Origin of the sequence: Oceanobacillus sp. Castelsardo (assembly GCF_001659985.1) — a bacterium.
In the GTDB taxonomy this organism is placed as follows: domain Bacteria; phylum Bacillota; class Bacilli; order Bacillales; family Amphibacillaceae; genus Oceanobacillus.
Genome location: NZ_LYCS01000004.1, coordinates 98979 through 120171, shown reverse-complemented (window position 1 = coordinate 120171; position 21193 = coordinate 98979). Strand labels below are relative to the sequence as shown.

Sequence of the window (21193 nt, the reverse complement as noted above, 5' to 3'; positions counted from 1 at the left end):
GCTGCAACTCCGACACTAGCACGTCCTGTGCGTCGGAAATTCGAGATGGCGTAGCTGTGAGTACCGGAATGTACATTAAACGGTACATGAGAAGCGGAATAGCAAGCCAACGAAGAAATTCGATGTGTCATTTTTACCGGAGTTTTTTGAACATCCTCTTTAAATCCATCGTAAATAAAAACATATTAAAAGCCCGACTAAAATCCCTAATAATATTAAATCAAAAGTAGATGGAAAGAAAATCGTTCGAATGAGTTGAAATAATAAAATAGGTAATGTCACTTTTTCTATAATAAAAATACATTTTCTTGCCCACGGTGGTAACTTATATCGATAATATCTACCCATAATAATCACCTCATTTTCCACAGTAAATTAATTAACATTTTACGAGTTAAGAGTACTAACTCCCACTAATTGGAGATTTACTATATAATATGTATACTTACACCATATTTGTGAAAAAATAGGGATAAATAATTTGACGAAATCCTAAGTTAACTATAAAATATGTTTAAATATAGTATCAATAAAATGCAGTGATTGGGAAGAGTACAAAATAAACACTTTCAGAGAGGGAAATCTAGCGCTGAAAATTTCCTAGGATTATTTATTTTAGAAGGTCGCCCATGATGCAGCTTCTTTGAACTTGTAGTAGGAGAAGCCGGTAAAAATGCCGTTATGTGAATGAAGTGTATTAATCATTTTTATTTTGATTAATAAACAAAGGTGGTACCGCGAAAATCAACCCTTTTCGTCCTTTTTGGATGAAAAGGGTTTTTATGATGTTAAATATTAGGAGGTAAATGTAATGAGTGAAAATGAATATTCTAATCTTCCCCCAAAATATAATCCCCAGGAAGTAGAAAAGGGACGCTATCAATTTTGGTTAGATGGGAAATTTTTTGAAGCCACAAATGATCCAGAAAAAGAGCCTTATTCTATCGTTATTCCACCACCCAATGTGACTGGAAAACTGCATTTAGGACATGCTTGGGATACGACGATGCAGGATACGGTATCCCGAATGAAACGTATGCAAGGATTTGATGTATTGTGGTTACCGGGAATGGACCATGCAGGGATAGCTACCCAAGCAAAAGTTGAAGCTAAATTGAAAGAACAAGGAAAAAGCCGCTATGATTTAGGTAGAGGAAAATTCTTGGAACAAGCATGGGAGTGGAAAGAAGAGTATGCAGACTTTATCCGCTCTCAATGGGAAAAGCTTGGACTTGGCTTAGATTATTCACGAGAACGCTTTACATTAGATGAAGGATTATCAGATGCTGTCAAAGAAGTTTTTGTGAAATTATACGAAAAAGGGCTTATTTATCGTGGTGAATATATTATTAACTGGGATCCAACTACGCAAACAGCTCTATCTGATATAGAGGTAATTTATGAAGAAGTACATGGTAAATTCTATCATATGAATTACCCGATAAAAGATAGTGATGAGACGATTGAAATTGCTACTACTCGTCCTGAAACAATGCTAGGGGATACTGCTGTTGCTGTCCATCCTAAAGATGATAGATACAAACATTTAATTGGAAAAACCGTCATCCTGCCAATTGTGGGTAGAGAAATAGAAATAGTAGCTGATGAATATGTTGATATGGAGCTAGGTTCTGGGGCAGTTAAAATAACCCCTGCACACGATCCGAATGACTTTGAAATCGGTAATCGACATAACTTACAACGTATTCTCGTGATGAATGAAGATGGTTCGATGAATGAAAATGCTGGGAAATATAAAGGTTTGGATCGTTTTGAATGTAGAAAACAAATCGTAAAAGATCTTCAGGACATGGGAGTATTATTTAATATCGAAGAACGTATCCACCAAGTTGGACACTCTGAAAGAAGCGGTGCAGTTGTTGAGCCTTACTTATCAACTCAATGGTTCGTTAAAATGCAACCATTAGCAGACGCGGTTATTGAATTGCAAAAAGATCAAGATAAAAAAGTGAACTTTGTACCGGAACGATTTGAACGAACTTACTTAAATTGGATGGAAAATATCCGTGATTGGTGTATTTCTCGTCAGTTATGGTGGGGTCATCAAATTCCAGCTTGGTACCATAAAGAAACAGGCGAAGTCTATGTTGGAAAAGAAGCACCGGCGGATATTGAAAATTGGAAACAAGATGAAGATGTATTAGATACCTGGTTTTCATCTGCCCTTTGGCCATTTTCTACCATGGGTTGGCCTAATGAAGAATCGGAAGACTTTAAACGTTACTTCCCAACAGATGTTCTTGTAACGGGCTATGATATCATTTTCTTCTGGGTAGCACGAATGATATTCCAATCTAAAGAATTTACGAACGAAAGACCATTTAAGGATGTTTTAATACATGGATTAATCCGTGATGCAGAAGGACGTAAAATGAGTAAGTCCTTAGGTAATGGGGTTGATCCAATGGATGTTATCGATAAATATGGCGCAGATTCATTAAGATATTTCTTATTAACTGGTTCGACGCCAGGACAAGATTTGCGATTCTATTGGGAAAAAGTCGAATCTACATGGAATTTCGCGAATAAAGTTTGGAATGCTTCTAGATTCTCATTAATGAATATGGAAGGTTTCACATTCGAAGATATTGATTTATCTGGTGAGAAATCACTTGCAGATAAATGGATTTTAACAAGATTGAATGAAACAATCGAACACGTAACGAAAAATACAGATAAATATGAATTTGGGGAAGCTGGACGTCACTTATATAACTTCATTTGGGATGAGCTATGTGATTGGTATATTGAAATGGCAAAAATTCCATTATACGGGGATGATGAGGCGAAGAAAAATACTACACGCTCTGTGTTGGCATATGTATTAGATCAAACGATGCGCATGCTTCATCCATTTATGCCATTTATTACCGAGGAAATTTGGCAAAAACTTCCTCATCAAGGGGATTCCATTACCGTAGCAAAATGGCCTGAACCGAAAGAGGAATTTCATGATGAGCAAGCATCAAATGAGATGAAACGACTTGTTTCCATTATTAAATCTGTTCGTAATATTCGTGCTGAAGTAGATACGCCAATGTCTAAACCGATTAAGATGCTTGTGGAAGCTGAGGATGGGAATGTAGTAAAAGAATTAGAACAAAACAGAATGTACTTAGAACATTTTTGTAATCCTAGTGAATTGGTTATTGCTAAAGATGTTGATGTACCTGAAAAAGCAATGACCGCGGTAGTTACTGGAGCAGAGATTTATTTACCACTCGAAGGTTTAATTGATTTCGATAAGGAAATAAAACGATTAGAAAAAGAACTCGAAAAATGGAATAAAGAAGTAGACCGTGTACAAAAGAAACTTGCTAATAAAGGATTTGTAAATAAAGCACCACAAGCTGTGGTTGATGAAGAAAAACGAAAAGAGCAAGATTATTTGGACAAGCAAGCAAAAGTAAAAGCTAGACTTGAGGAATTAAAAAATTAATGAGAATGGGAACGGAGGATTTACTCTGTTCCCTATTTTCATATGTCGAGAAATCACATGTTATGACATACGATTTTTTAATAGGGTGACAACTTTCGTCTTACTTTTTAATTGCGCTATGCTAGATTGGGATAAACGACTCTAGTATAGGAAAGGGATACTCAATGGACAAGAAGAAGCAAATCATTATAAAAGAGAACGGAAAAGTAATTAAGCAATACCCAAAACAAGATATCAATTCTTCTAAGCGTGAATCAGCTGCTACCCTTCACGAGTCAGATGATAATCCGATAACAACGTTTGAAAGGAAATCAATCTTAGCAGAAGCAAAACCAAAGAAATCAAGTAAACATCCCTTATTAAAGCCAATTTTAACTGCGATCATTGCTGCAATTTTTATCGGTGCTATTTTAAGTGTGATTATGTTCCAAGTATTAATCGACGTAAAAGACGGATTTAATAATCAAGAATCATTAAGTATACCTTCAGCGAACCAAGCAGATAATGATAAAGAAAAAACAAATGGAGATAATTCTGCGAATGCTGCAGAAACATCAACCTTTACCTTAGAATCATTACATGGTTTTGTTTTACAAGCAGGTGTTTTTTCGGAGCTAAAGAATGCGGAAGATTGGGCAAAAAACTTTTCGAATAGTGGTTTACCAGTTATGATTTGGAATCGGGATAATCAATATTTTCTGTTATTAGGACTTACTGAATCAAAGGCAAAAGCAGAATCTATCGTGAATCAACTAGATATTAATTATGATTTATATATAAAAGAATGGGAAACTAAACAAGGAAATGTTGGATTAACTAAAGATGAGCACGAATGGTTAGTGGAATTTCAACAAAAATGGAAAGATAATGCGAAGCAGCCGGATAATATATCTAAAGCCAATTGGGAGGAATTAGCAAAAAAGACTAATTCCGATAAGTTGGAGTCACTAACGAATAGTATCAAACAATTGGAATCTGGATCAGGCTTAGAAGGACAAAAGTTTTTACTAAATTTAATGTTCGAATATGAAAAAGTAATAAATAAAACAGACAATTAATTAAGATTGTCTGTTTCTTTGTTTTGGCTAATATATTGCTTAAGAATTAAAAAAACCTTTAAGTATTTTTTTGTTTCTAATCATTTTTATAGCCTCAAAATATACTTTTTGGTTACTTGTAAGAATCTTTATGAGTCAAGTATCATGGGTAGTATATAATTGGAAAGGGGTTTAAAAATGTCGGGACAGACTATTATGATTAAAGATGTACCAAAAGAAGATCGACCACGTGAACGTTTATTAAAGCATGGTGCAGGACATTTATCTAATCAAGAATTACTTGCTATTTTACTAGGAAGTGGAACGAAGGAAGAATCCGTAATAACATTATCCAATAGGGTATTAATGCATTTTGAAGGGTTAAAATTGTTGACAGATGCTACTATCGAGGAATTGACGGCAATAAAGGGAATAGGTGATGCAAAAGGAGTACTACTATTAGCTGCAATAGAGCTGGGGAAAAGAATGAATCAATATAAACCAGATGATAAATATATTATTCGTTCCCCAGACGACGGAGCGGATTATATTATGGAAGAAATGAGAAGTCTGAAACAGGAACATTTTGTTGCTCTATTTCTTGATACAAAAAACCAAGTCATTCATAGACAAACTATATTTATAGGAAGTCTTAATGCTTCAATAGTTCACCCAAGGGAACTATTCAGAGAAGCGGTAAAAAGATCAGCAGCCTCAATTATTGTTGCTCATAATCACCCCTCCGGCGATCCCTCACCATCAAAAGAAGACATTCATGTTACTAGACGGCTAGTTGAATCTGGAAAGATGATTGGTATAGAACTTTTAGATCACTTAATTATTGGGGATAGAAAATTTATATCTTTAAAAGAAAAAGGATATTTATAGCTATCCAATTTAGAATTTTTTTCGTATAATTATATAGACTAAAACATGTAGCGCCTTTTCGATATCTTATTGAATTTGGCGCTACTTAAGATGTAATGACGGTTTTTCATGAAAAAACAGGAATGTTTGCATCTTCCAAATTTAATCGATATAGTAAACCTGTTATACGTTGATGATGGAACTGGAGAGGGAGATATATTTGGGACAATTGAGCTTTTCACAAGATTTCGGAATAGATTTAGGTACGGCCAATACATTGGTCTTTGTAAAGGGAAAAGATATAGTAGTTAGAGAACCATCTGTTGTTGCAAAGAATAAAGAAACAGGCGAAGTTGAGGCAGTTGGAATTGCTGCTAGAAATATGATTGGTCGTACACCGGGAAATATTGCTGTTATTCGCCCTATGAAAGATGGTGTTATTGCGGATTATGATATAACTTCCGTAATGATGAAATATTACATAAAGAAAGCTATGAAAAAACGTTCGTTATTTGCTAGTAAACCTAATGTTATGGTTTGCGTACCTTCGGGGATAACGATGGTTGAGGAACGGGCTGTAATAGATGCTACAAAACAAGCAGGTGCAAAAGATGCCTTTCCAATTTCAGAACCTTTTGCAGCCGCTATCGGTTCTGGTTTACCTGTTTGGGAACCAACTGGTAGTATGATTGTTGATATTGGTGGAGGAACAACTGAAGTAGCAGTTATTTCATTAGGTGGTATTGTAACTAGTCAATCCATTCGTATTGCTGGAGATGATATGGACGAAGCAATTATTAATTATATACGTAAACAATATAGTTTATTAATAGGAGAGAGATCTGCTGAGTCCATTAAAATGGAAATTGGATCTGCAAGTAATCAGATAGAAAATGCCGAACTAGATATAAGAGGACGAGATTTAATAACTGGATTACCAAAAACGATAACAATTACTTCAAAAGAAATTGCGACATCCTTAAAAGATACAGTAGATTCTATTGTTGAAGCAGTGAAGGGAACATTGGAGAAAACTCCGCCCGAATTGGCTGCAGATATAATGGATCGTGGAATAGTATTATCTGGTGGGGGAGCGTTATTAAAAAATATAGACAAAGTAATAAGTGATGAGACTAAGATGCCCGTATTTATTGCAGAAAATCCTTTAGATAGTGTGGCGATTGGTACAGGGAAATCATTAGAGTACATTAAACATTTTCGTACCCATCCCAATGTATCTTCTCGTCCTTCTACAAATTAAGAGGTGTAGTAATGCCGTTTTTCAGAAATAAACGTTTGTTAATTTTTTTAATTGGATTTATTGTGCTAGTTGCACTAATTGGATATTCGTTAAGAGATAGAGAAAATGTAACGATTGCTGAACAGTTTATCAATGATACTGTAGGATGGGTTCAAAATATAGTTCATGTACCAGTAACATTTTTTACTGGAATTTTTACTAATATTGATGACATTAAAAACACATATAGTGAAAACCAAATATTAAGAGAGCAATTGGGACAATATAAAGGTCTAATTTATGAGGTTCAAGAGTTAAAGGAAGAAAATAAGGAATTAAGAGATGCACTTGAATTAACAGAATCTGATTTGTTAAGAGATTTTCGTGCGATTCAGGCCACTGTTATTTCGAGATCGCCGGAACGCTGGTTGGATGAGGTTACAATCAATAGGGGAAAACAACATGGAGTAAAAGAAAACATGGTTGTTAGAACTGCTGAAGGCATGGTTGGAAAAATACAAACCGTACAGCAATACACATCAAAGGTCCAGTTACTAACGGGATTTGACCAATTTAACCGGATTTCTGCTATGATTTCCCGTGACAAAGGGAAAGATATTTTTGGAATGATTGAAGGATTTGACAATGAGACTGGTACTTTAATGTTCCGAATTATTGAAGAATCAGATAAAGACTTAAAAAAAGGTGAACTTGTCGCATCCTCTGGAATGGGAGGAGTATTTCCAGCGGGTATTGTTATTGGAAAAGTGAAAGACGTAGTACCGGATCAATATGGATTAACTAGAACAGCGTTAGTGGAACCAGCTGCTAATTTATATGATATTAACCATGTCATGGTATTAGATCGCGATGCAACAGAATTAGAAGCGGAAGAGGAGGAAGAGGAATGAAACGAATATATATCCTTTTATTCCTCTTTCTGTTTCTTATTTTAGAAGGTGTGGCTATAAAGTTTCTACCACCTAGTATTTTGTTAGGTGATCAAATGTTTGTGCCACATTGGATTCTAATCGTATTAATATTAGTAGAGATGTTTTTTGATAGAGGACAGTCTTATAATGCTATTTTATATGCATTCATATTTGGTTTATTAATAGACATTGTCTATACTGGTATTTTAGGTGTATACATGTTTTCCTATGGTATAGTTATATATATAGTTCATGTTTCTAAAAGATTTCTTCATGGAAATTTTTTCGTAACTTTTTTATTTAGTATTTTTGGGCTTGTACTTTGTGACTTATTAATTACATTTATTTATAGTTTAGTTGGAGTTATCCATTTAAGCTGGGAGCATTACTGGTTGAACCGTTTACTCCCTACTGTATTTTTGAATATAATATTCTTTCTCCTTATGTATTTCCTTCTAGTAAAAAGGTTCATTAAATGGGGAAGTGAATTAAACTGGGATTAGTATTTTAATTGTACTTATGTAGAGGCTCGGACAAAACTGAAGTGTTAAACTATAAAGGCGGACAAGGTACTATCTAAGTGAAGGGTATTTCCGAAGCAGTTATTAGCTCCTATCATGTTTGGTTTTACTAGATTGAAATGCTTTTGTCCCAGCCACTGCTAAAAAAATAGGCAAATGGGTAGGATTAATGAGGTGAACTTATTGTGCAAGATAAGAAACAATTAATCACAATAAAAGGAACGAGGGAAGGGTTAACTCTTTTTATTGACGAATCGTGTTCGTTTAGTGAAGCAATTAAAGAGCTTCATGAAAAAATAACAAAAAATAAACCCAAAAAAGAGGATCCCATTGTTTCTGTTAAAATTAAATTGGGTAATCGTTATTTACAAGGCGATCAAGATAGGCAACTTAATGAAATTATCAATGAGGCTAACGGTTTTCAGATTGATTCTATTGAATCCGAAGTAATTAGAAAAGAAGATGCTTTAAAATGGAAAGATGACAGTAAAATAAAAGTTATCAATCGAATCGTTCGATCGGGTCAAGAATTAGAAGTAAAAGGGGATTTACTCCTAATTGGTGATGTTAATCCTGGAGGGAAGGTAATTTCGACTGGAAATATCTACATCATGGGGAATTTATTTGGAATTGCTCATGCAGGTGTGGAGGGCGATCGTAATTCTTGCATCGTAGCTTCTTATATGAAACCGACGCAGCTTAGAATAGCTGATTATATTAGTCGGGCTCCTGACTATGAATCCGAGGGTGTGTACATGGAGTGTGGTCTTGTGGATAGGGAACAAAACAAGATCATCATTGATAGGCTGCAAATTCTTTTACATAAAAGTAAAGAGTTAAGCAGATTTGAAAGGAGAGTACAGAATGGGTGAAGCAATCGTTATTACCTCTGGTAAGGGCGGTGTTGGTAAGACCACTACATCGGCTAATATAGGAACAGCTCTAGCTTTAATGGAGAAAAAAGTATGTTTAATAGATACAGATATTGGCTTAAGAAATCTAGATGTTATAATGGGATTAGAAAATCGCATCATCTATGATATTGTAGATGTTATTGAGGGACGATGTAAATTAAAGCAGGCACTTATTAAGGACAAGCGCTTTGATTATCTATCATTACTTCCTGCTGCACAAACCAGTGATAAGTCAGCTGTTACTCAAGAAGGAATGAAAAAGATAATAGCGGAATTAAAACAAGAGTATGACTACATAATTATTGATTGTCCTGCTGGAATAGAACAAGGGTTTCAAAATGCTATCGCAGGGGCTGATCGAGCAATAGTTGTCACAACACCAGAAAAATCTAGTGTTAGAGATGCTGACCGAATTATTGGTTTACTAGAAAAAGAGGAAATGGAGGAGTCTCCAAGGCTTATTATCAATCGTATTCGAAATCACATGGTGAAATCGGGTGACATGATCGATATTGATGATATAGTCCAATTACTTTCGATTGATTTAATTGGTATTGTTGTAGATGATGAAGAAGTGATTAAAGCTTCAAATAGAGGCGAACCAGTTGCTTTAACCCCTAATACAAAAGCATCTATCGCTTATCGTAATATTGCGCGAAGAATTTTAGGAGAAACGGTTCCATTACAACCGTTAGAAAATGAAAAAGGTATGTTTCAAAAAATGAAGAAGTTTTTTGGAATAAGAGCCTAACTAGAAGAGGCTGGGACATAACTAAAGTGTTTAACCTTAAAGACGAACAATGAGTATTAAAGCGAAGTATATTTCCGGATCAATTATTCGCTCAATCAAGTTCGGTTTTCATGTGGTTAAAATATCTTTGTCCCAGCCTCTTCTTGTTTTTTCTACTCATATGTTTAACAAATATCACATATACTTGTACAAATGTGATGAAGGATAGTGAGGCATATGGATAATGGAGTAAAAAAGGTAAGAAAGGCAATTGAAAAACGTAAGAAATTAAGAGGTCCTATTTCAAAAGGAAATGAAATGAAAAAGATTTACCCAGCATTTCCGCAAGACGAGGAAAAACATGGTTATTATCCTTTCTTTTCAGAAGATGTAAGTCCATCAGAAAAAAAGGGAACTTTAGTGACTGGTTTTATTTTAAAGGGAATGTTGTCAGTGATGTTGTTTTTAGGTGTAGCATTACTTCATGAGACAGATTCAGAAGCACTTGATACACCTAAACAATGGACAAGTAGTGCTCTCACAAAGGAATTTCCTTTTGCACAAGTAAGTGAGTGGTATCGTGATGCATTTGGAAGCCCTTTAGCTTTTTCGCCGGAATTACCCGCACAAGCACAAACTGCGGAAACAATGGCTCTACCAGTAAACGGGAATATAGCCGAGTCATTTCATGTGAACGGAAAAGGAATAAAAATTGCTCCAGAAGAAACAACGGAAGTCTCCGCATTACGTGATGGAATTGTCATATTTGCTGGAAAAGATAAAGAAACGAAAAAAACCGTGGTTGTACAGCATGCAGATGGAACTACATCTAGTTATGGTCATTTAAGCGATATAGATGTCCATTTATATCAATATGTTGTAAGTAATCAACCATTAGGAACATTCCAACCTTCTAGTGATAATGAAATGGTATATTTTTCAATTGAAAAAGATAATAAATTTATTGATCCGGTCCAGGTGATTCAGGTTGATGAAAAGCCTTAATGTCTTACCTAAAATTCATCTACATCCTATATTAATCATTTTCATTATCATTTCTTTTATTACCGGAACATTTATTGACTTGTTCATTATTTTATCTATCGTATTTATTCATGAGCTTGGTCACTTTTTTATGGCAAGACATTTTAAATGGAGAATTCGAGGAATGATGTTGTGGGTTTTTGGAGGAGTATTGGATACTGATGAACATGGGAATCGCTCGATAAAAGAAGAAGCACTTGTAACGGTAGCTGGACCATTTCAACACGTCATTATACACCTGTTTTTGTTTTTTTTAGCCTTTATTTCCCCGATACCAGAAAATATTATTAACATAGCAATTCATTATAATTCTATCATTCTATTGTTTAACCTAATACCAATATGGCCTTTAGATGGTGGTAAACTATTAATGTTAATCCTCTCTAAATATTTACCATACAAGAAGGCTTATCAAATCACTATTATATCATCTATCATAGTAAGTTTTATTTTCTTGATTTTACAACTCGGCCTTTTTTCATTTACTTTAAGTACAGTGATGATCATGCTCTTTTTAATAATGGAAAATTGGAAAGACTGGAAACAGAGATACTATGTGTTTATACGGTTTTTATTAAATCGCTATGAAGGATCTTCCCATGTTTCGAAGGTTGAGCCTATAAAAGTAACATCCAATTTAAAATTGATGGATGTATTTTCTCAATTTAGAAGAGAAATCAAACATTCAATTTATATTAACTTCGCAAATCATGATAGAATTGTTGTAGATGAAACGGACTGTCTGTACTCTTATTTTAATGATAAACAACATAACAGCCAAATAGGGGAAGTCTTTAACACGTCTTAGCCGTAGAATAAAGTTATGCCTTTTTAAATAACTACTTCTTGACAAGGAGTTCCATAGATGATAACATCAATATGTTATTTATCGTAGCACCAGTGCTACAACCGCACAGAATAGGTTTTAAAACTATTATGTGTTCAAATAGGAGGATGAAAAGGACCGAGCAGTTCGAGGCGGCGTAGCTTTGAGCACCGGAACGTATGCAATTAATACGTGAGGAGCGGTGAGTCTTGCCAACGAAGAAATGCGAAGTGTCATTTTCACCGGACTTTTTGAACAACCTCTAGTTAGTACCTAAATGGCGAGTCTGAGTAATTAAGGAGGTGCAATTATGTACGCAATTATCGAAACAGGTGGTAAACAATTCAAAGTTGAAGAAGGCCAAGCAATTTATGTAGAAAAGCTTGCTGCAGGCGAAAATGAATCTGTAACTTTTGAAAAAGTTCTTTTCGTAGGTGGAGATGACGTTAAAGTCGGAGCTCCTTTTGTTGAAGGTGCTACTGTTACGGCTAAAGTTGAAAAACATGGTCGTCAAAAGAAAATTTCAGTAGTTAAATTCAAGGCTAAGAAAAACTATCATCGTAAACAAGGTCATCGTCAACCATATACTAAATTAGTTATCGAAAAAATTAACGCATAAGGATATAAGTGTATGATTCAAGTTACTGTGTATCGGCTGAAAAATCAAATTAACGCATTTGAACTTTCTGGACATGCTGGCAGCGGTCCGTATGGATTTGACCTAGTGTGCGCAGGAGTATCAGCAGTTTCTTTTGGTGCTGTTAATGCAGTAATGGAATTGTGTGAATTGGAATTAGGAATTGACCAGGGATCAGAAGGTGGTTATTTGTATGTAACCATACCAGATGGACTTGACACTTCTATAATGAACAAAGCACAACTTCTCTTCGAAGGAATGCTTATTTCCTTAAAGACTATTGAGCAAGAATATGGTGATTTTATTCGAATAAATGAGGAGGTGGAATAAATGCTACGTTTAGACTTACAGTTTTTCGCACAGAAAAAAGGTGTTGGTAGTTCTAAGAACGGTCGTGACTCAGAAGCAAAACGCCTTGGAGCAAAACGTGCTGATGGTCAATTCGTAACTGGTGGTTCTATTTTATACCGTCAACGCGGTACGAAAATTTACCCAGGTGAGAATGTAGGCCGAGGTGGGGATGACACACTTTTTGCTAAAGTTGATGGTGTTGTAAAATTCGAACGCTATGGTCGTGATCGCAAAAAAGTTAGTGTTTATCCAGCTGCACAAGAAGCGTAAAAAAATAAAACTCCAGCCAAATTGTTGGTTGGAGTTTTTTTAATTCTTATCTATAACTGTTATTGAATAGAGTTAACGTATACTGCTTAAGGATAGTTAAAAAGGAATCTAAGTTAAGTTTCCAATAAAATTAGTCGTTTAATGTTAATTCTTTTCATTTTCTGCTATACTTTCATCATGGTGGGGAGGGTGAGAAAATGAAAGATTTTGAAGTTGTACAACTACTTCAGCATTACCGACACGATTTACTGAATAAACTTCAACTTGTTCAAGGCTACTTATCCATGGGGAAAACAAATAAAGTCGAAGAGAAGTTGGAGGAGTTATTTTCATTTTTAAATGAAGAAAGAAAACTAACAGTATTGCAAACACCGAAGTTTGCATTATGGCTTATTCAGTTTAACCACTTATATGAAAACTTTCGAATTACATATACAATTGATATTGAAAATCAAAACCTTGAACATCTTGATGAAATTTTATTAATGAAATGTAAAGAATTTTTGCAATGGGCTGTGGAAATATCGCGCAAGGATCAACTATATGAAATAGAATTAACGATAAAAGAAACTGAAGATAGACAAAGTATTGAAATTAATTTTTTTATTGATGGACTTGTGAATAAGTCTCATACTTTGAATGTTACTGAAGAAAATAATAATGGAAATATGTATGAAACTGAAGATGGAATAGTAAGCCGATTTATTACTCCAAAGATATAGTGAGGTGAGTCTGCATGTTTGTAGATCAGGTACGAGTATATGTAAAAGCTGGTGACGGGGGTAACGGTCTTGTTGCTTACCGTAGAGAAAAATATGTTCCGAAAGGTGGCCCGGCTGGTGGTGATGGTGGGAATGGTTCCGACATTATATTCGAAGTCGATGAAGGGCTTAACACATTGATGGACTTTAGATATAATCGCCATTTCAAGGGTAAACGTGGGGAAAATGGTATGAGTAAGAATCAACATGGAAGAAATGCTGAGCCATTAGTTATCCCTGTTCCACCAGGTACTACTGTTATGGATGAAGATACGGAAGAAGTAATTGCCGATCTTACTACACAAGGCCAGCAAGCAATAATAGTACATGGTGGCCGTGGTGGTCGAGGAAACTCAAGGTTTGCTACACCAAGAAATCCAGCCCCAGATTTTGCAGAAAATGGTGAGCCGGGGGAAGAACGAAACATAAAAGTAGAGTTAAAAGTAATTGCGGATGTTGGGCTTGTTGGTTTTCCAAGTGTTGGAAAGTCAACATTTATTTCTGTAGTAAGTGCTGCAAAACCTAAAATTGCAGATTATCATTTTACAACTTTATCACCAAATTTAGGGGTAGTTGACACCGAAGACCATCGTAGCTTTGTTATGGCGGATTTACCTGGGCTCATTGAAGGTGCGCACGCGGGTGTTGGTTTAGGACATCAATTTCTTCGTCATGTAGAACGTACGAGATTAATCGTGCATGTAATAGACATGGCGAGTATGGAAGGCAGAGATCCATACGAAGATTATGTGAAAATAAATAACGAACTTAATGAATACGATCCTAGTTTGTTAAAACGGCCGCAAATTATTGCGGCAAACAAAATGGACATGCCAAGTGCTAAAGAAAACTTAATTGAATTCAAGAAAAAGCTTAAGGAAGATATACCGATTTTTGAAGTTTCTGCATTGACCAAAGAAGGACTTCGAGAAATTCTTTTTGCAATTGCTGATCAATTGGATTCAATACCTAAAGTTTCAACTGAGTTGGAAGAGACGGATAAAGAAGTTGTTTATCGATATCAAAAAGAGGAAGATCCTTTTCAAGTTTCTAGGGATGATGACGGTGCTTTTGTACTTTCCGGTGCAAAAATAGAAAAACTCTTTAAGATGACAGATTTTACAAGAGATGAAGCAGTTCAACGTTTTTCACGTCAACTACGAACAATGGGGGTAGATGATGCCCTTAGAAAACGTGGTGCTAAAGATGGCGACACAATACGTCTATTAGATTTTGAATTTGAATTTATTGAATAAATAGTAGTTCTAAAAAATAGGGGTTTGAGATTTGTAAGTAACAAGGGGGAAGAGGTTTTGACTACAATAGGTTATTTAGGTCCAAAGGGAACCTTTACAAAATTAGTAACTGATTTAGCGTTTAATAGGGAAGAAAAAATTAGTTATAAGACTATTCCGCAATGTATGGATGCTGTTGAAAAAAATGAAGTAGATATTGCTGTAGTACCTATTGAGAATGCAATCGAAGGTACAGTTTTATTAACGTTGGATTATTTAGTTCACCAAGTAAATTTACCGGTAGAGGCAGAAGTGGTTCTTCCGATACAACAGCATTTACTTGTTCATCCAGACTTTAAAGGTGACATTACCGATCTTAAAGAAGTTCATTCCCATAATCAAGCAATCGCTCAATGTCATCAATTTCTTCATGAATGTATGCCAAATGCAACGATAAACTATGCTTCGTCTACGGGAAGAGCAGCAGAATTTGTTAGTAAACTAGACAATAGGCCTATTGCCGCAATTGCTAATAGACTTGCTGCTGAGGAATATGGTTTAAAAATTTTAAAAGAAAGTATTCATGACTATAAAGAAAATCATACAAGGTTTTTTGTTTTAACAAAAAACAAACAATTAATGAAGTTAAAACATGAAAAAATGGGAGAAAAAACGACACTTGTCATTACATTACCTGATGATTTGCCGGGTGCCTTACATCAAATTCTTTCTGCTTTTGCTTGGCGTAAAATGAACTTATCCAAAATTGAATCACGTCCAACCAAAACAGGGTTAGGTAACTACTTCTTTGTAATTGATGTGGTTCAACCAGATAATGATATCCTCATTCCGAATGTTATTGAGGAAGTAGAAGCATTAGGTTGTCAAGTGAATATATTAGGATCTTATCCTGTTTATCAAATGGAATTATAATGCTTACCGTTGGCCAATAACATTGGTTGACGGTTTTTATTTTAGCTGTTAACGGTTTTCCCTCCCATATAAGAAAAACTAAGGCAATTGCCCAAGACGTGGGCAATTGCAAGTTTTCTAATAGTTTGGGTCAACATTTTATACTTTGATGCATATGTTGATATAGTAATTAGCCCAGTTATTAATGAAAGGAGTTTGATCCGTTTTGAAAATACACATTGTTCAAAAGGGAGATACGTTGTGGGAACTATCAAAGAAGTATGGTGTAGATTTTGAGGAATTAAAAAAGGTAAACTCTCAATTAGCAAGTCCTGATATGATTATGCCGGGGATGAAAATTAAAATACCTAGTGAAACGAAGGCGGTAAAAAAAGAAACTAAAAAAGAAACTTTCGTAAAAGAAAAGCCAAAAGAAACGCAAATGCCATTTAAGGATATGTCACCCAAACCAATGCCTGTAATCCATGAAGATGAAAAGATAAAGAAAGAATATGTAAAACCTGTAATGCCTACACAACCCCAGTTACCAATGCAGCCGCATATACAAATGCCGATAATAGATCAAGATTTTGAGTTTAATTTTACCGAAATGGCAAAACCAAAGGAAGAAGTAAAAAAGGAGAAAGTTAAAAAAGAGGTGAAAGAAGAAGTTAAAGAGCAACATGTAGAAATGCCTGTTCAACCACAATTACCTGTTCAACCACAAATTCCTGTACAACCACAAATGCCAATACATCAACCCATTATGCAACAGCCTATAATCCAACCAGTGCCACATATGATGCCATGTTGCTATTACATTCCATGTCCACCACCACCATGCCATCATTATCCAATGATGATGCCAGAAGCATTTATGCCTGCAACCACTTTACCAGCTTATCAACAACCAACAGATGATTGCGGATGTGGTGGACCAAAGACAGAGATGCCAACATATGAAAATAATCCAACATATGATTTTAATGCAAATCAACCGATGTTATATGCTAATCCAAATTTAACCATGGATATGTTAAACGAAACTCCTTACCCTAATGTAGATTCAACCGCTTCATATCCAGTTCCGCCAACATTTCCAAATTTCTCCCCATTTCAAAGAGAAGAAGACGATGATAATTAATAACGATTTTAAGAGACGTTAATTGTATAACGTCTCTTCACTTTTGTTATGATATTCCCTGTGTTAAGAAAAATTATTGTACTTGTATAATTATTAATATGTCTGCACATATTACTTTCAAGAATGAGAAAAGTTCGTTGGAAGATTGTCGTTTTAATGGTAAAATTATCTATTGAGACAGACTTGTTTCTTACCTTAAGGGGGATAAGCATGGAAAAGCATGTAGAGAACATCGTTGATTGGCTAAAGCAAAAACTAATTGATACGGGAGCAAAAGGTTTCGTAGTAGGTGTTAGTGGTGGGATAGACTCTGCCGTAGTTGCTAACTTAATCAAATTAGCGGCACCTGAACATTCTTTGGGGGTATTACTCCCTATTTATACGAAACGAGAGCATATGACTGATGGTATTAAAGTTATTGAAACATGTGGCATTAATTCTATGACCATTGATTTAACAGAAACCCACAAAGTAATGTATTCGCATATAAAAAGTCAATTGGACGAAAAAAACGAATTTAATGAATCATCTGATCAAATTGCAGGTGCAAACTTAAGAGCAAGATTGCGGATGAGTGCGTTATATACTGTTGCAACCAATTACAATTATTTAGTTGTCGGTACGGATAACGCAGCCGAATGGTATACAGGTTATTTCACCAAATATGGTGACGGTGGGGTAGATATACATCCACTTGTTGATTTTACAAAATCAGAGGTTCGTGAAATGGCGAAATATTTGAATGTTCCAGAAGAAGTCATAACAAAAGCTCCGAGTGCAGACTTATGGGAAGATCAAACGGATGAAAATGAAATGGGAACGACATATGATCGTATTGATGCTTATTTAAGAGGTGAATCAATACCAGAAAAAGATAAGCAGACTATTGAAAGGCTTCATAAGCGGTCTGAACACAAGAGAGTAGGAATACCTCAATTTAAAAGAAGATAAATTGGCAACCTTTTACTGTGTAATATAACCTCCCTGATACAAACTATTCATAAGGGAGGTTATTTCATGTATAAAAGAAAGAATTTCATCGTCTTTGGTGTATTAACGCTTATGTTATTTGGATGTAGTGATAATAATGCATTAGATAATTCGAATAATGATGATACTAACACCGGAACAACACCGGTTCGTTATGAATCTAAACAGGAGCAAAATGATAGACAAGGCATAACAAATGAATCACCTCGAGTACAAAATACTTCTCCGCTGAGTGAAAAACCGGATACTGGAGATAGTTTTACGGATCCATACACAAATGAAGAAGCTGTTTATATATATAATGAATTGATAAAGCGGGAAGAAATAATGCAAGCTCAAGTAGCTTCCACTAAAGATCGTATCGTCGTTGCTGTTATGTTTAAAAAGCAACATTTTAACCATGATTCTAAACCAAATGGAAATGATATAGAAAATATGGTAAGAGAAATTGTTCCAAATACTAGAAAAGATATCGTCGTTTATACAGATAATATTGAATGGGATAAACGAAAAAATGATAATGCAAGATTGAAGGATAGAAAAAATAATGAATAAATCACCCGAATTTAGGTGGGCAACCTTGATAACCTTTGCTTTAGCAAAGGTTTTACTTTTATATATGAGCATTTTTTGGTATAGTATATAGGGAAATTTCAAGAGAGGAGAATGCCCCATGGCTGGTCATTCTAAATGGAAAAATATTCAAAGTAGAAAAAATGCACAAGATGCCAAAAAAGGTAAAGTTTTTATGCGACACGCAAAAAATATATACACTGCCGCTAAGCAAGGTGGTGCGGATATAACTACTAACGCGGCTTTAAGAACTGCGATTGATAAAGCGAAAGCAGATAATATGCCGAATGATAATATTGAACGAAATATTAAAAAAGCTACTGGAGATTTAGATGGTGCTAATTATGAAGAAATTACTTATGAAGGATATGGCCCGGGTGGAGTTGCCGTAATCGTACATGCACTTACAGATAATAAAAATCGTACTGCTTCCGAGGTTAGACATGCATTTAAGAAAAATGGTGGTAACCTAGGTGAAACTGGTAGTGTATCCTTTATGTTTGACAGAAAAGGGTATATTGTTATTTCAAATGAAGATGGTAAGATTGATGAAGATGAGTTGACCCTTGACGCACTTGAGGCGGGAGCGGAGGATATTCAGACAGAAGACGATGCTTATGAAATATTTACAGAACCCGAAACCTATCAAGATGTTGTAAATCGATTAACGGAATCAGGGTATCACCTTGAGGAAAGTGAAGTTACATTAATTCCTCAGAACTATAATAGTATTTCTGAAGATGATATTGAAAAAATGCAAACTCTTATTGAAACTCTAGAAGATAATGAGGATGTTCAAGATATCCATCATAATTTAGAAGAAACGGACTGAGTGAATGAACTTCTATTTCTAATTTAGAAATAGAAGTTCATTGTATTATTTCATTCATGATAGAATGAAAGGCATGGGGGGACGTCATTGATAGCTTATATAAAAGGTCAATTGGTAAAAATACAAGAGGAATCCATCATCATTGATGTAAATGGAATTGGTTATGAGATCATTTGTGCAAATCCATTTTCATTTCAATCATCTATAAATGAGAAAACAATGGTTCATACATATCATCATGTTCGTGAGGATAGCCAAATACTATATGGTTTTAAAAATGAAGATGAAAAATATTTATTTATTAAGTTAATTTCTGTGTCAGGAATAGGGCCAAAAGGTGCGTTAAGTATTTTAGGGACGGTAGATATACCTGCGTTCGTAAGTGCGATTGAACAAGAGGATGATAAATTTTTAACTACTTTTCCCGGTGTTGGTAAAAAAACTGCGAGACAAATGATTTTGGACTTAAAAGGAAAACTTAATATAGCCTTTTCTATTGGAAAGGATCAAGAACAAGAATCAGAGCACGCTACGGTAGATTATCAAACTATTAATGAAGTGCAAGAGGTACTTAAATCTCTTGGATACTTAGATAAGGAGATAAGAACAATTCTTCCAGAAATTAGGAAGGAACCTAAGCTTAACGTAGATGAAGCTGTACGAAAAGCATTATCATTGTTAATGAAGAACTAAGAGCAGGAGGGAATCGACGTGAATGAACGGATGGTAGCTGGTGAAATGCAGGATGATGATTTTTCTATAGAACAAAGTCTTCGTCCGATACGATTAAATCAATATATTGGTCAAGATAAGGTTAAAGAAAATCTACAAATCTTTATCAAAGCTGCAAAAATGCGTGAAGAACCGTTAGATCATGTGCTGCTCTATGGACCTCCTGGATTAGGAAAAACAACATTAGCTGCTATTATTGCAAATGAAATGGGGGTTCAATTTCGTTCCACATCAGGGCCTGCTATTGAGAGAGCTGGGGACTTAGCGGCTATCTTGTCATCATTAGAGCCTGGAGATGTTTTATTTATTGATGAGATTCATCGTTTACCGCGAACGGTCGAAGAGGTTTTATACCCTGCCATGGAGGATTTCTTTTTGGATATTGTAATAGGAACTGGTCCTAGTGCTAGATCAGTAAGAATAGATTTACCACCCTTTACATTAGTAGGTGCAACTACAAGGGCAGGTCTACTTTCAGCCCCGTTAAGAGATAGGTTTGGGGTACTTTCGAGATTAGAATTTTATGATGCAAATCATTTACAATCTATTGTAGAACGAACTGCGGAAATTTTTCAAACATCAATAACGAAAGAAGCGGCATTAGAAGTTGCAAAAAGATCTAGGGGGACTCCTAGAATTGCAAATCGACTACTCAAACGGATTCGGGATATTTCCCAAGTAAAAGGGGAAGAAGAAATAAGTCTAGAAACAACGAATGAAGCATTAAACATGTTACAAGTGGATGAAGTTGGTTTAGATCATACCGATCATAAATTATTAAAAGGGATTATAGAAGGATTTCGAGGTGGACCAGTGGGACTTGACACGATAGCAGCGACGATTGGGGAAGAGTCCCAGACAATAGAAGATGTTTATGAACCATATTTATTGCAACTTGGTTTTATCCAACGGACTCCAAGGGGAAGAGTAGTGACTGATAAAGCTTATGAACATTTTGGTTTGAAAGGGCATGAGGATAAGTGAATTTGGGAAAGCTCTTTATTATACTGGGAATTATTTTCCTAATTATTGGAGTCATTTGGACCTTCATTGGCAGATTGCCCGGCGATATTCATTTTAAAATAGGAAATGTATCCTTTCATTTTCCAATCGTCACATCTATTGTTATAAGTATTATTTTAACAATTATATTTTCAATAATAGGCCGCTTTCGATAAGGAATTT

24 protein-coding genes and 2 other annotated features are annotated in these 21193 nt (G+C 35.2%); of the genes, 23 read left to right on the top strand and 1 reads right to left on the bottom strand.

What is annotated here, in order from left to right; genetic code table 11:
- Positions 1-159 precede the first annotated feature (159 nt).
- A complete protein-coding gene (locus tag A9178_RS09030; RefSeq protein ID WP_068674508.1) occupies positions 160-348 on the bottom strand; it encodes a hypothetical protein in 189 nt (62 codons plus the stop codon).
- Positions 349-530: 182 nt separating this feature from the next.
- Positions 531-765 (top strand) — a binding site (T-box leader).
- A 46-nt stretch (positions 766-811) separates the two neighbouring features.
- Here A9178_RS09030 and A9178_RS09025 point away from each other — a divergent pair.
- The 23 genes from A9178_RS09025 to A9178_RS18630 all read left to right on the top strand — a co-directional run bounded on the left by A9178_RS09025 (position 812) and on the right by A9178_RS18630 (position 21186).
- Entirely contained in the window at positions 812-3460 is a 2649-nt protein-coding gene (locus A9178_RS09025) for a valine--tRNA ligase (protein WP_068674506.1), read from the top strand.
- A gap of 164 nt (positions 3461-3624) precedes the next feature.
- On the top strand, positions 3625-4518 hold the full coding sequence (locus tag A9178_RS09020; protein WP_068674504.1) for an SPOR domain-containing protein: 894 nt from the start codon (positions 3625-3627) through the stop codon (positions 4516-4518).
- A gap of 177 nt (positions 4519-4695) precedes the next feature.
- Positions 4696-5385, top strand: coding sequence for a RadC family protein (gene radC, locus A9178_RS09015; protein WP_068674502.1), 690 nt, complete (start codon positions 4696-4698; stop codon positions 5383-5385).
- 199 nt (positions 5386-5584) lie between these two features.
- Complete coding sequence (locus A9178_RS09010) at positions 5585-6625, top strand: rod shape-determining protein (protein WP_068674500.1); 1041 nt, start codon at positions 5585-5587, stop codon at positions 6623-6625.
- Between the two features lie 11 nt (positions 6626-6636).
- Positions 6637-7515, top strand: a complete 879-nt coding sequence (gene mreC, locus A9178_RS09005; protein WP_068674498.1) for a rod shape-determining protein MreC — start codon at positions 6637-6639, stop codon at positions 7513-7515.
- Positions 7512-8039: a rod shape-determining protein MreD gene (gene mreD / locus A9178_RS09000; protein WP_068674496.1), complete on the top strand. Its 528-nt coding sequence runs from the start codon at positions 7512-7514 to the stop codon at positions 8037-8039. Before mreC ends, mreD begins: the two co-directional genes overlap by 4 nt.
- 203 nt (positions 8040-8242) lie before the next feature.
- On the top strand, positions 8243-8929 hold the full coding sequence (gene minC / locus A9178_RS08995; RefSeq protein ID WP_068674493.1) for a septum site-determining protein MinC: 687 nt from the start codon (positions 8243-8245) through the stop codon (positions 8927-8929).
- Positions 8922-9722, top strand: a complete 801-nt coding sequence (gene minD / locus A9178_RS08990) for a septum site-determining protein MinD (RefSeq protein WP_068674492.1) — start codon at positions 8922-8924, stop codon at positions 9720-9722. Before minC ends, minD begins: the two co-directional genes overlap by 8 nt.
- A gap of 216 nt (positions 9723-9938) precedes the next feature.
- Positions 9939-10706: a M23 family metallopeptidase gene (locus A9178_RS08985; RefSeq protein ID WP_068674490.1), complete on the top strand. Its 768-nt coding sequence runs from the start codon at positions 9939-9941 to the stop codon at positions 10704-10706.
- Positions 10693-11553, top strand: a complete 861-nt coding sequence (locus tag A9178_RS08980) for a site-2 protease family protein (protein WP_068674488.1) — start codon at positions 10693-10695, stop codon at positions 11551-11553. Before A9178_RS08985 ends, A9178_RS08980 begins: the two co-directional genes overlap by 14 nt.
- Before the next feature lie 89 nt (positions 11554-11642).
- Positions 11643-11869 (top strand) — a sequence feature (ribosomal protein L21 leader region).
- 12 nt (positions 11870-11881) lie between these two features.
- The gene (rplU, locus tag A9178_RS08975; RefSeq protein WP_068674486.1) at positions 11882-12190 is read left to right on the top strand and encodes a 50S ribosomal protein L21; all 309 of its coding nucleotides are present in this window, start codon (positions 11882-11884) and stop codon (positions 12188-12190) included.
- A gap of 12 nt (positions 12191-12202) precedes the next feature.
- Positions 12203-12538 (top strand): ribosomal-processing cysteine protease Prp, encoded by a 336-nt coding sequence (locus tag A9178_RS08970; RefSeq protein ID WP_068674484.1) that lies wholly within the window; start codon positions 12203-12205, stop codon positions 12536-12538.
- Entirely contained in the window at positions 12539-12829 is a 291-nt protein-coding gene (gene rpmA, locus A9178_RS08965) for a 50S ribosomal protein L27 (protein ID WP_068674482.1), read from the top strand. It begins immediately after the preceding gene.
- A gap of 197 nt (positions 12830-13026) precedes the next feature.
- Complete coding sequence (locus A9178_RS08960; RefSeq protein WP_068674480.1) at positions 13027-13551, top strand: Spo0B domain-containing protein; 525 nt, start codon at positions 13027-13029, stop codon at positions 13549-13551.
- A 14-nt stretch (positions 13552-13565) separates the two neighbouring features.
- Positions 13566-14846 carry a GTPase ObgE gene (gene obgE / locus A9178_RS08955; RefSeq protein WP_068674478.1) on the top strand — a complete coding sequence of 427 codons (1281 nt, stop codon included), beginning with the start codon at positions 13566-13568 and terminating at the stop codon, positions 14844-14846.
- Positions 14847-14903: 57 nt separating this feature from the next.
- Entirely contained in the window at positions 14904-15758 is an 855-nt protein-coding gene (gene pheA, locus A9178_RS08950) for a prephenate dehydratase (RefSeq protein WP_068674475.1), read from the top strand.
- A 205-nt stretch (positions 15759-15963) separates the two neighbouring features.
- The gene (gene safA, locus A9178_RS08945; RefSeq protein WP_068674473.1) at positions 15964-16881 is read left to right on the top strand and encodes a SafA/ExsA family spore coat assembly protein; all 918 of its coding nucleotides are present in this window, start codon (positions 15964-15966) and stop codon (positions 16879-16881) included.
- A gap of 210 nt (positions 16882-17091) precedes the next feature.
- Entirely contained in the window at positions 17092-17832 is a 741-nt protein-coding gene (nadE, locus tag A9178_RS08940) for an NAD(+) synthase (RefSeq protein ID WP_068674471.1), read from the top strand.
- Between the two features lie 66 nt (positions 17833-17898).
- Entirely contained in the window at positions 17899-18426 is a 528-nt protein-coding gene (locus tag A9178_RS08935; RefSeq protein WP_068674469.1) for a YhcN/YlaJ family sporulation lipoprotein, read from the top strand.
- A gap of 118 nt (positions 18427-18544) precedes the next feature.
- Positions 18545-19276 carry a YebC/PmpR family DNA-binding transcriptional regulator gene (locus A9178_RS08930; protein WP_068674467.1) on the top strand — a complete coding sequence of 244 codons (732 nt, stop codon included), beginning with the start codon at positions 18545-18547 and terminating at the stop codon, positions 19274-19276.
- An 87-nt stretch (positions 19277-19363) separates the two neighbouring features.
- A complete protein-coding gene (ruvA, locus tag A9178_RS08925) occupies positions 19364-19969 on the top strand; it encodes a Holliday junction branch migration protein RuvA (RefSeq protein WP_068674465.1) in 606 nt (201 codons plus the stop codon).
- A 30-nt stretch (positions 19970-19999) separates the two neighbouring features.
- Positions 20000-20992: a Holliday junction branch migration DNA helicase RuvB gene (gene ruvB, locus A9178_RS08920; RefSeq protein WP_369801968.1), complete on the top strand. Its 993-nt coding sequence runs from the start codon at positions 20000-20002 to the stop codon at positions 20990-20992.
- A gap of 2 nt (positions 20993-20994) precedes the next feature.
- A complete protein-coding gene (locus A9178_RS18630; protein WP_197482171.1) occupies positions 20995-21186 on the top strand; it encodes a DUF2905 family protein in 192 nt (63 codons plus the stop codon).
- The last annotated feature ends 7 nt before the right edge of the window (positions 21187-21193 follow it).

Excerpts from the sequence above, each read along its gene's own strand:
- A9178_RS09030 (WP_068674508.1), bottom strand. The coding sequence starts at position 348 with ATGGGTAGATATTATCGATATAAGTTACCACCGTGGGCAAGAAAATGT.
- A9178_RS09025 (WP_068674506.1), top strand. The coding sequence starts at position 812 with ATGAGTGAAAATGAATATTCTAATCTTCCCCCAAAATATAATCCCCAG.
- A9178_RS09020 (WP_068674504.1), top strand. The coding sequence starts at position 3,625 with ATGGACAAGAAGAAGCAAATCATTATAAAAGAGAACGGAAAAGTAATT.
- radC (WP_068674502.1), top strand. The coding sequence starts at position 4,696 with ATGTCGGGACAGACTATTATGATTAAAGATGTACCAAAAGAAGATCGA.
- mreC (WP_068674498.1), top strand. The coding sequence starts at position 6,637 with ATGCCGTTTTTCAGAAATAAACGTTTGTTAATTTTTTTAATTGGATTT.
- mreD (WP_068674496.1), top strand. The coding sequence starts at position 7,512 with ATGAAACGAATATATATCCTTTTATTCCTCTTTCTGTTTCTTATTTTA.
- minD (WP_068674492.1), top strand. The coding sequence starts at position 8,922 with ATGGGTGAAGCAATCGTTATTACCTCTGGTAAGGGCGGTGTTGGTAAG.
- A9178_RS08985 (WP_068674490.1), top strand. The coding sequence starts at position 9,939 with ATGGATAATGGAGTAAAAAAGGTAAGAAAGGCAATTGAAAAACGTAAG.
- A9178_RS08980 (WP_068674488.1), top strand. The coding sequence starts at position 10,693 with ATGAAAAGCCTTAATGTCTTACCTAAAATTCATCTACATCCTATATTA.
- rplU (WP_068674486.1), top strand. The coding sequence starts at position 11,882 with ATGTACGCAATTATCGAAACAGGTGGTAAACAATTCAAAGTTGAAGAA.
- A9178_RS08970 (WP_068674484.1), top strand. The coding sequence starts at position 12,203 with ATGATTCAAGTTACTGTGTATCGGCTGAAAAATCAAATTAACGCATTT.
- rpmA (WP_068674482.1), top strand. The coding sequence starts at position 12,539 with ATGCTACGTTTAGACTTACAGTTTTTCGCACAGAAAAAAGGTGTTGGT.
- A9178_RS08960 (WP_068674480.1), top strand. The coding sequence starts at position 13,027 with ATGAAAGATTTTGAAGTTGTACAACTACTTCAGCATTACCGACACGAT.
- obgE (WP_068674478.1), top strand. The coding sequence starts at position 13,566 with ATGTTTGTAGATCAGGTACGAGTATATGTAAAAGCTGGTGACGGGGGT.
- nadE (WP_068674471.1), top strand. The coding sequence starts at position 17,092 with ATGGAAAAGCATGTAGAGAACATCGTTGATTGGCTAAAGCAAAAACTA.
- A9178_RS08935 (WP_068674469.1), top strand. The coding sequence starts at position 17,899 with ATGTATAAAAGAAAGAATTTCATCGTCTTTGGTGTATTAACGCTTATG.
- A9178_RS08930 (WP_068674467.1), top strand. The coding sequence starts at position 18,545 with ATGGCTGGTCATTCTAAATGGAAAAATATTCAAAGTAGAAAAAATGCA.
- ruvB (WP_369801968.1), top strand. The coding sequence starts at position 20,000 with ATGGTAGCTGGTGAAATGCAGGATGATGATTTTTCTATAGAACAAAGT.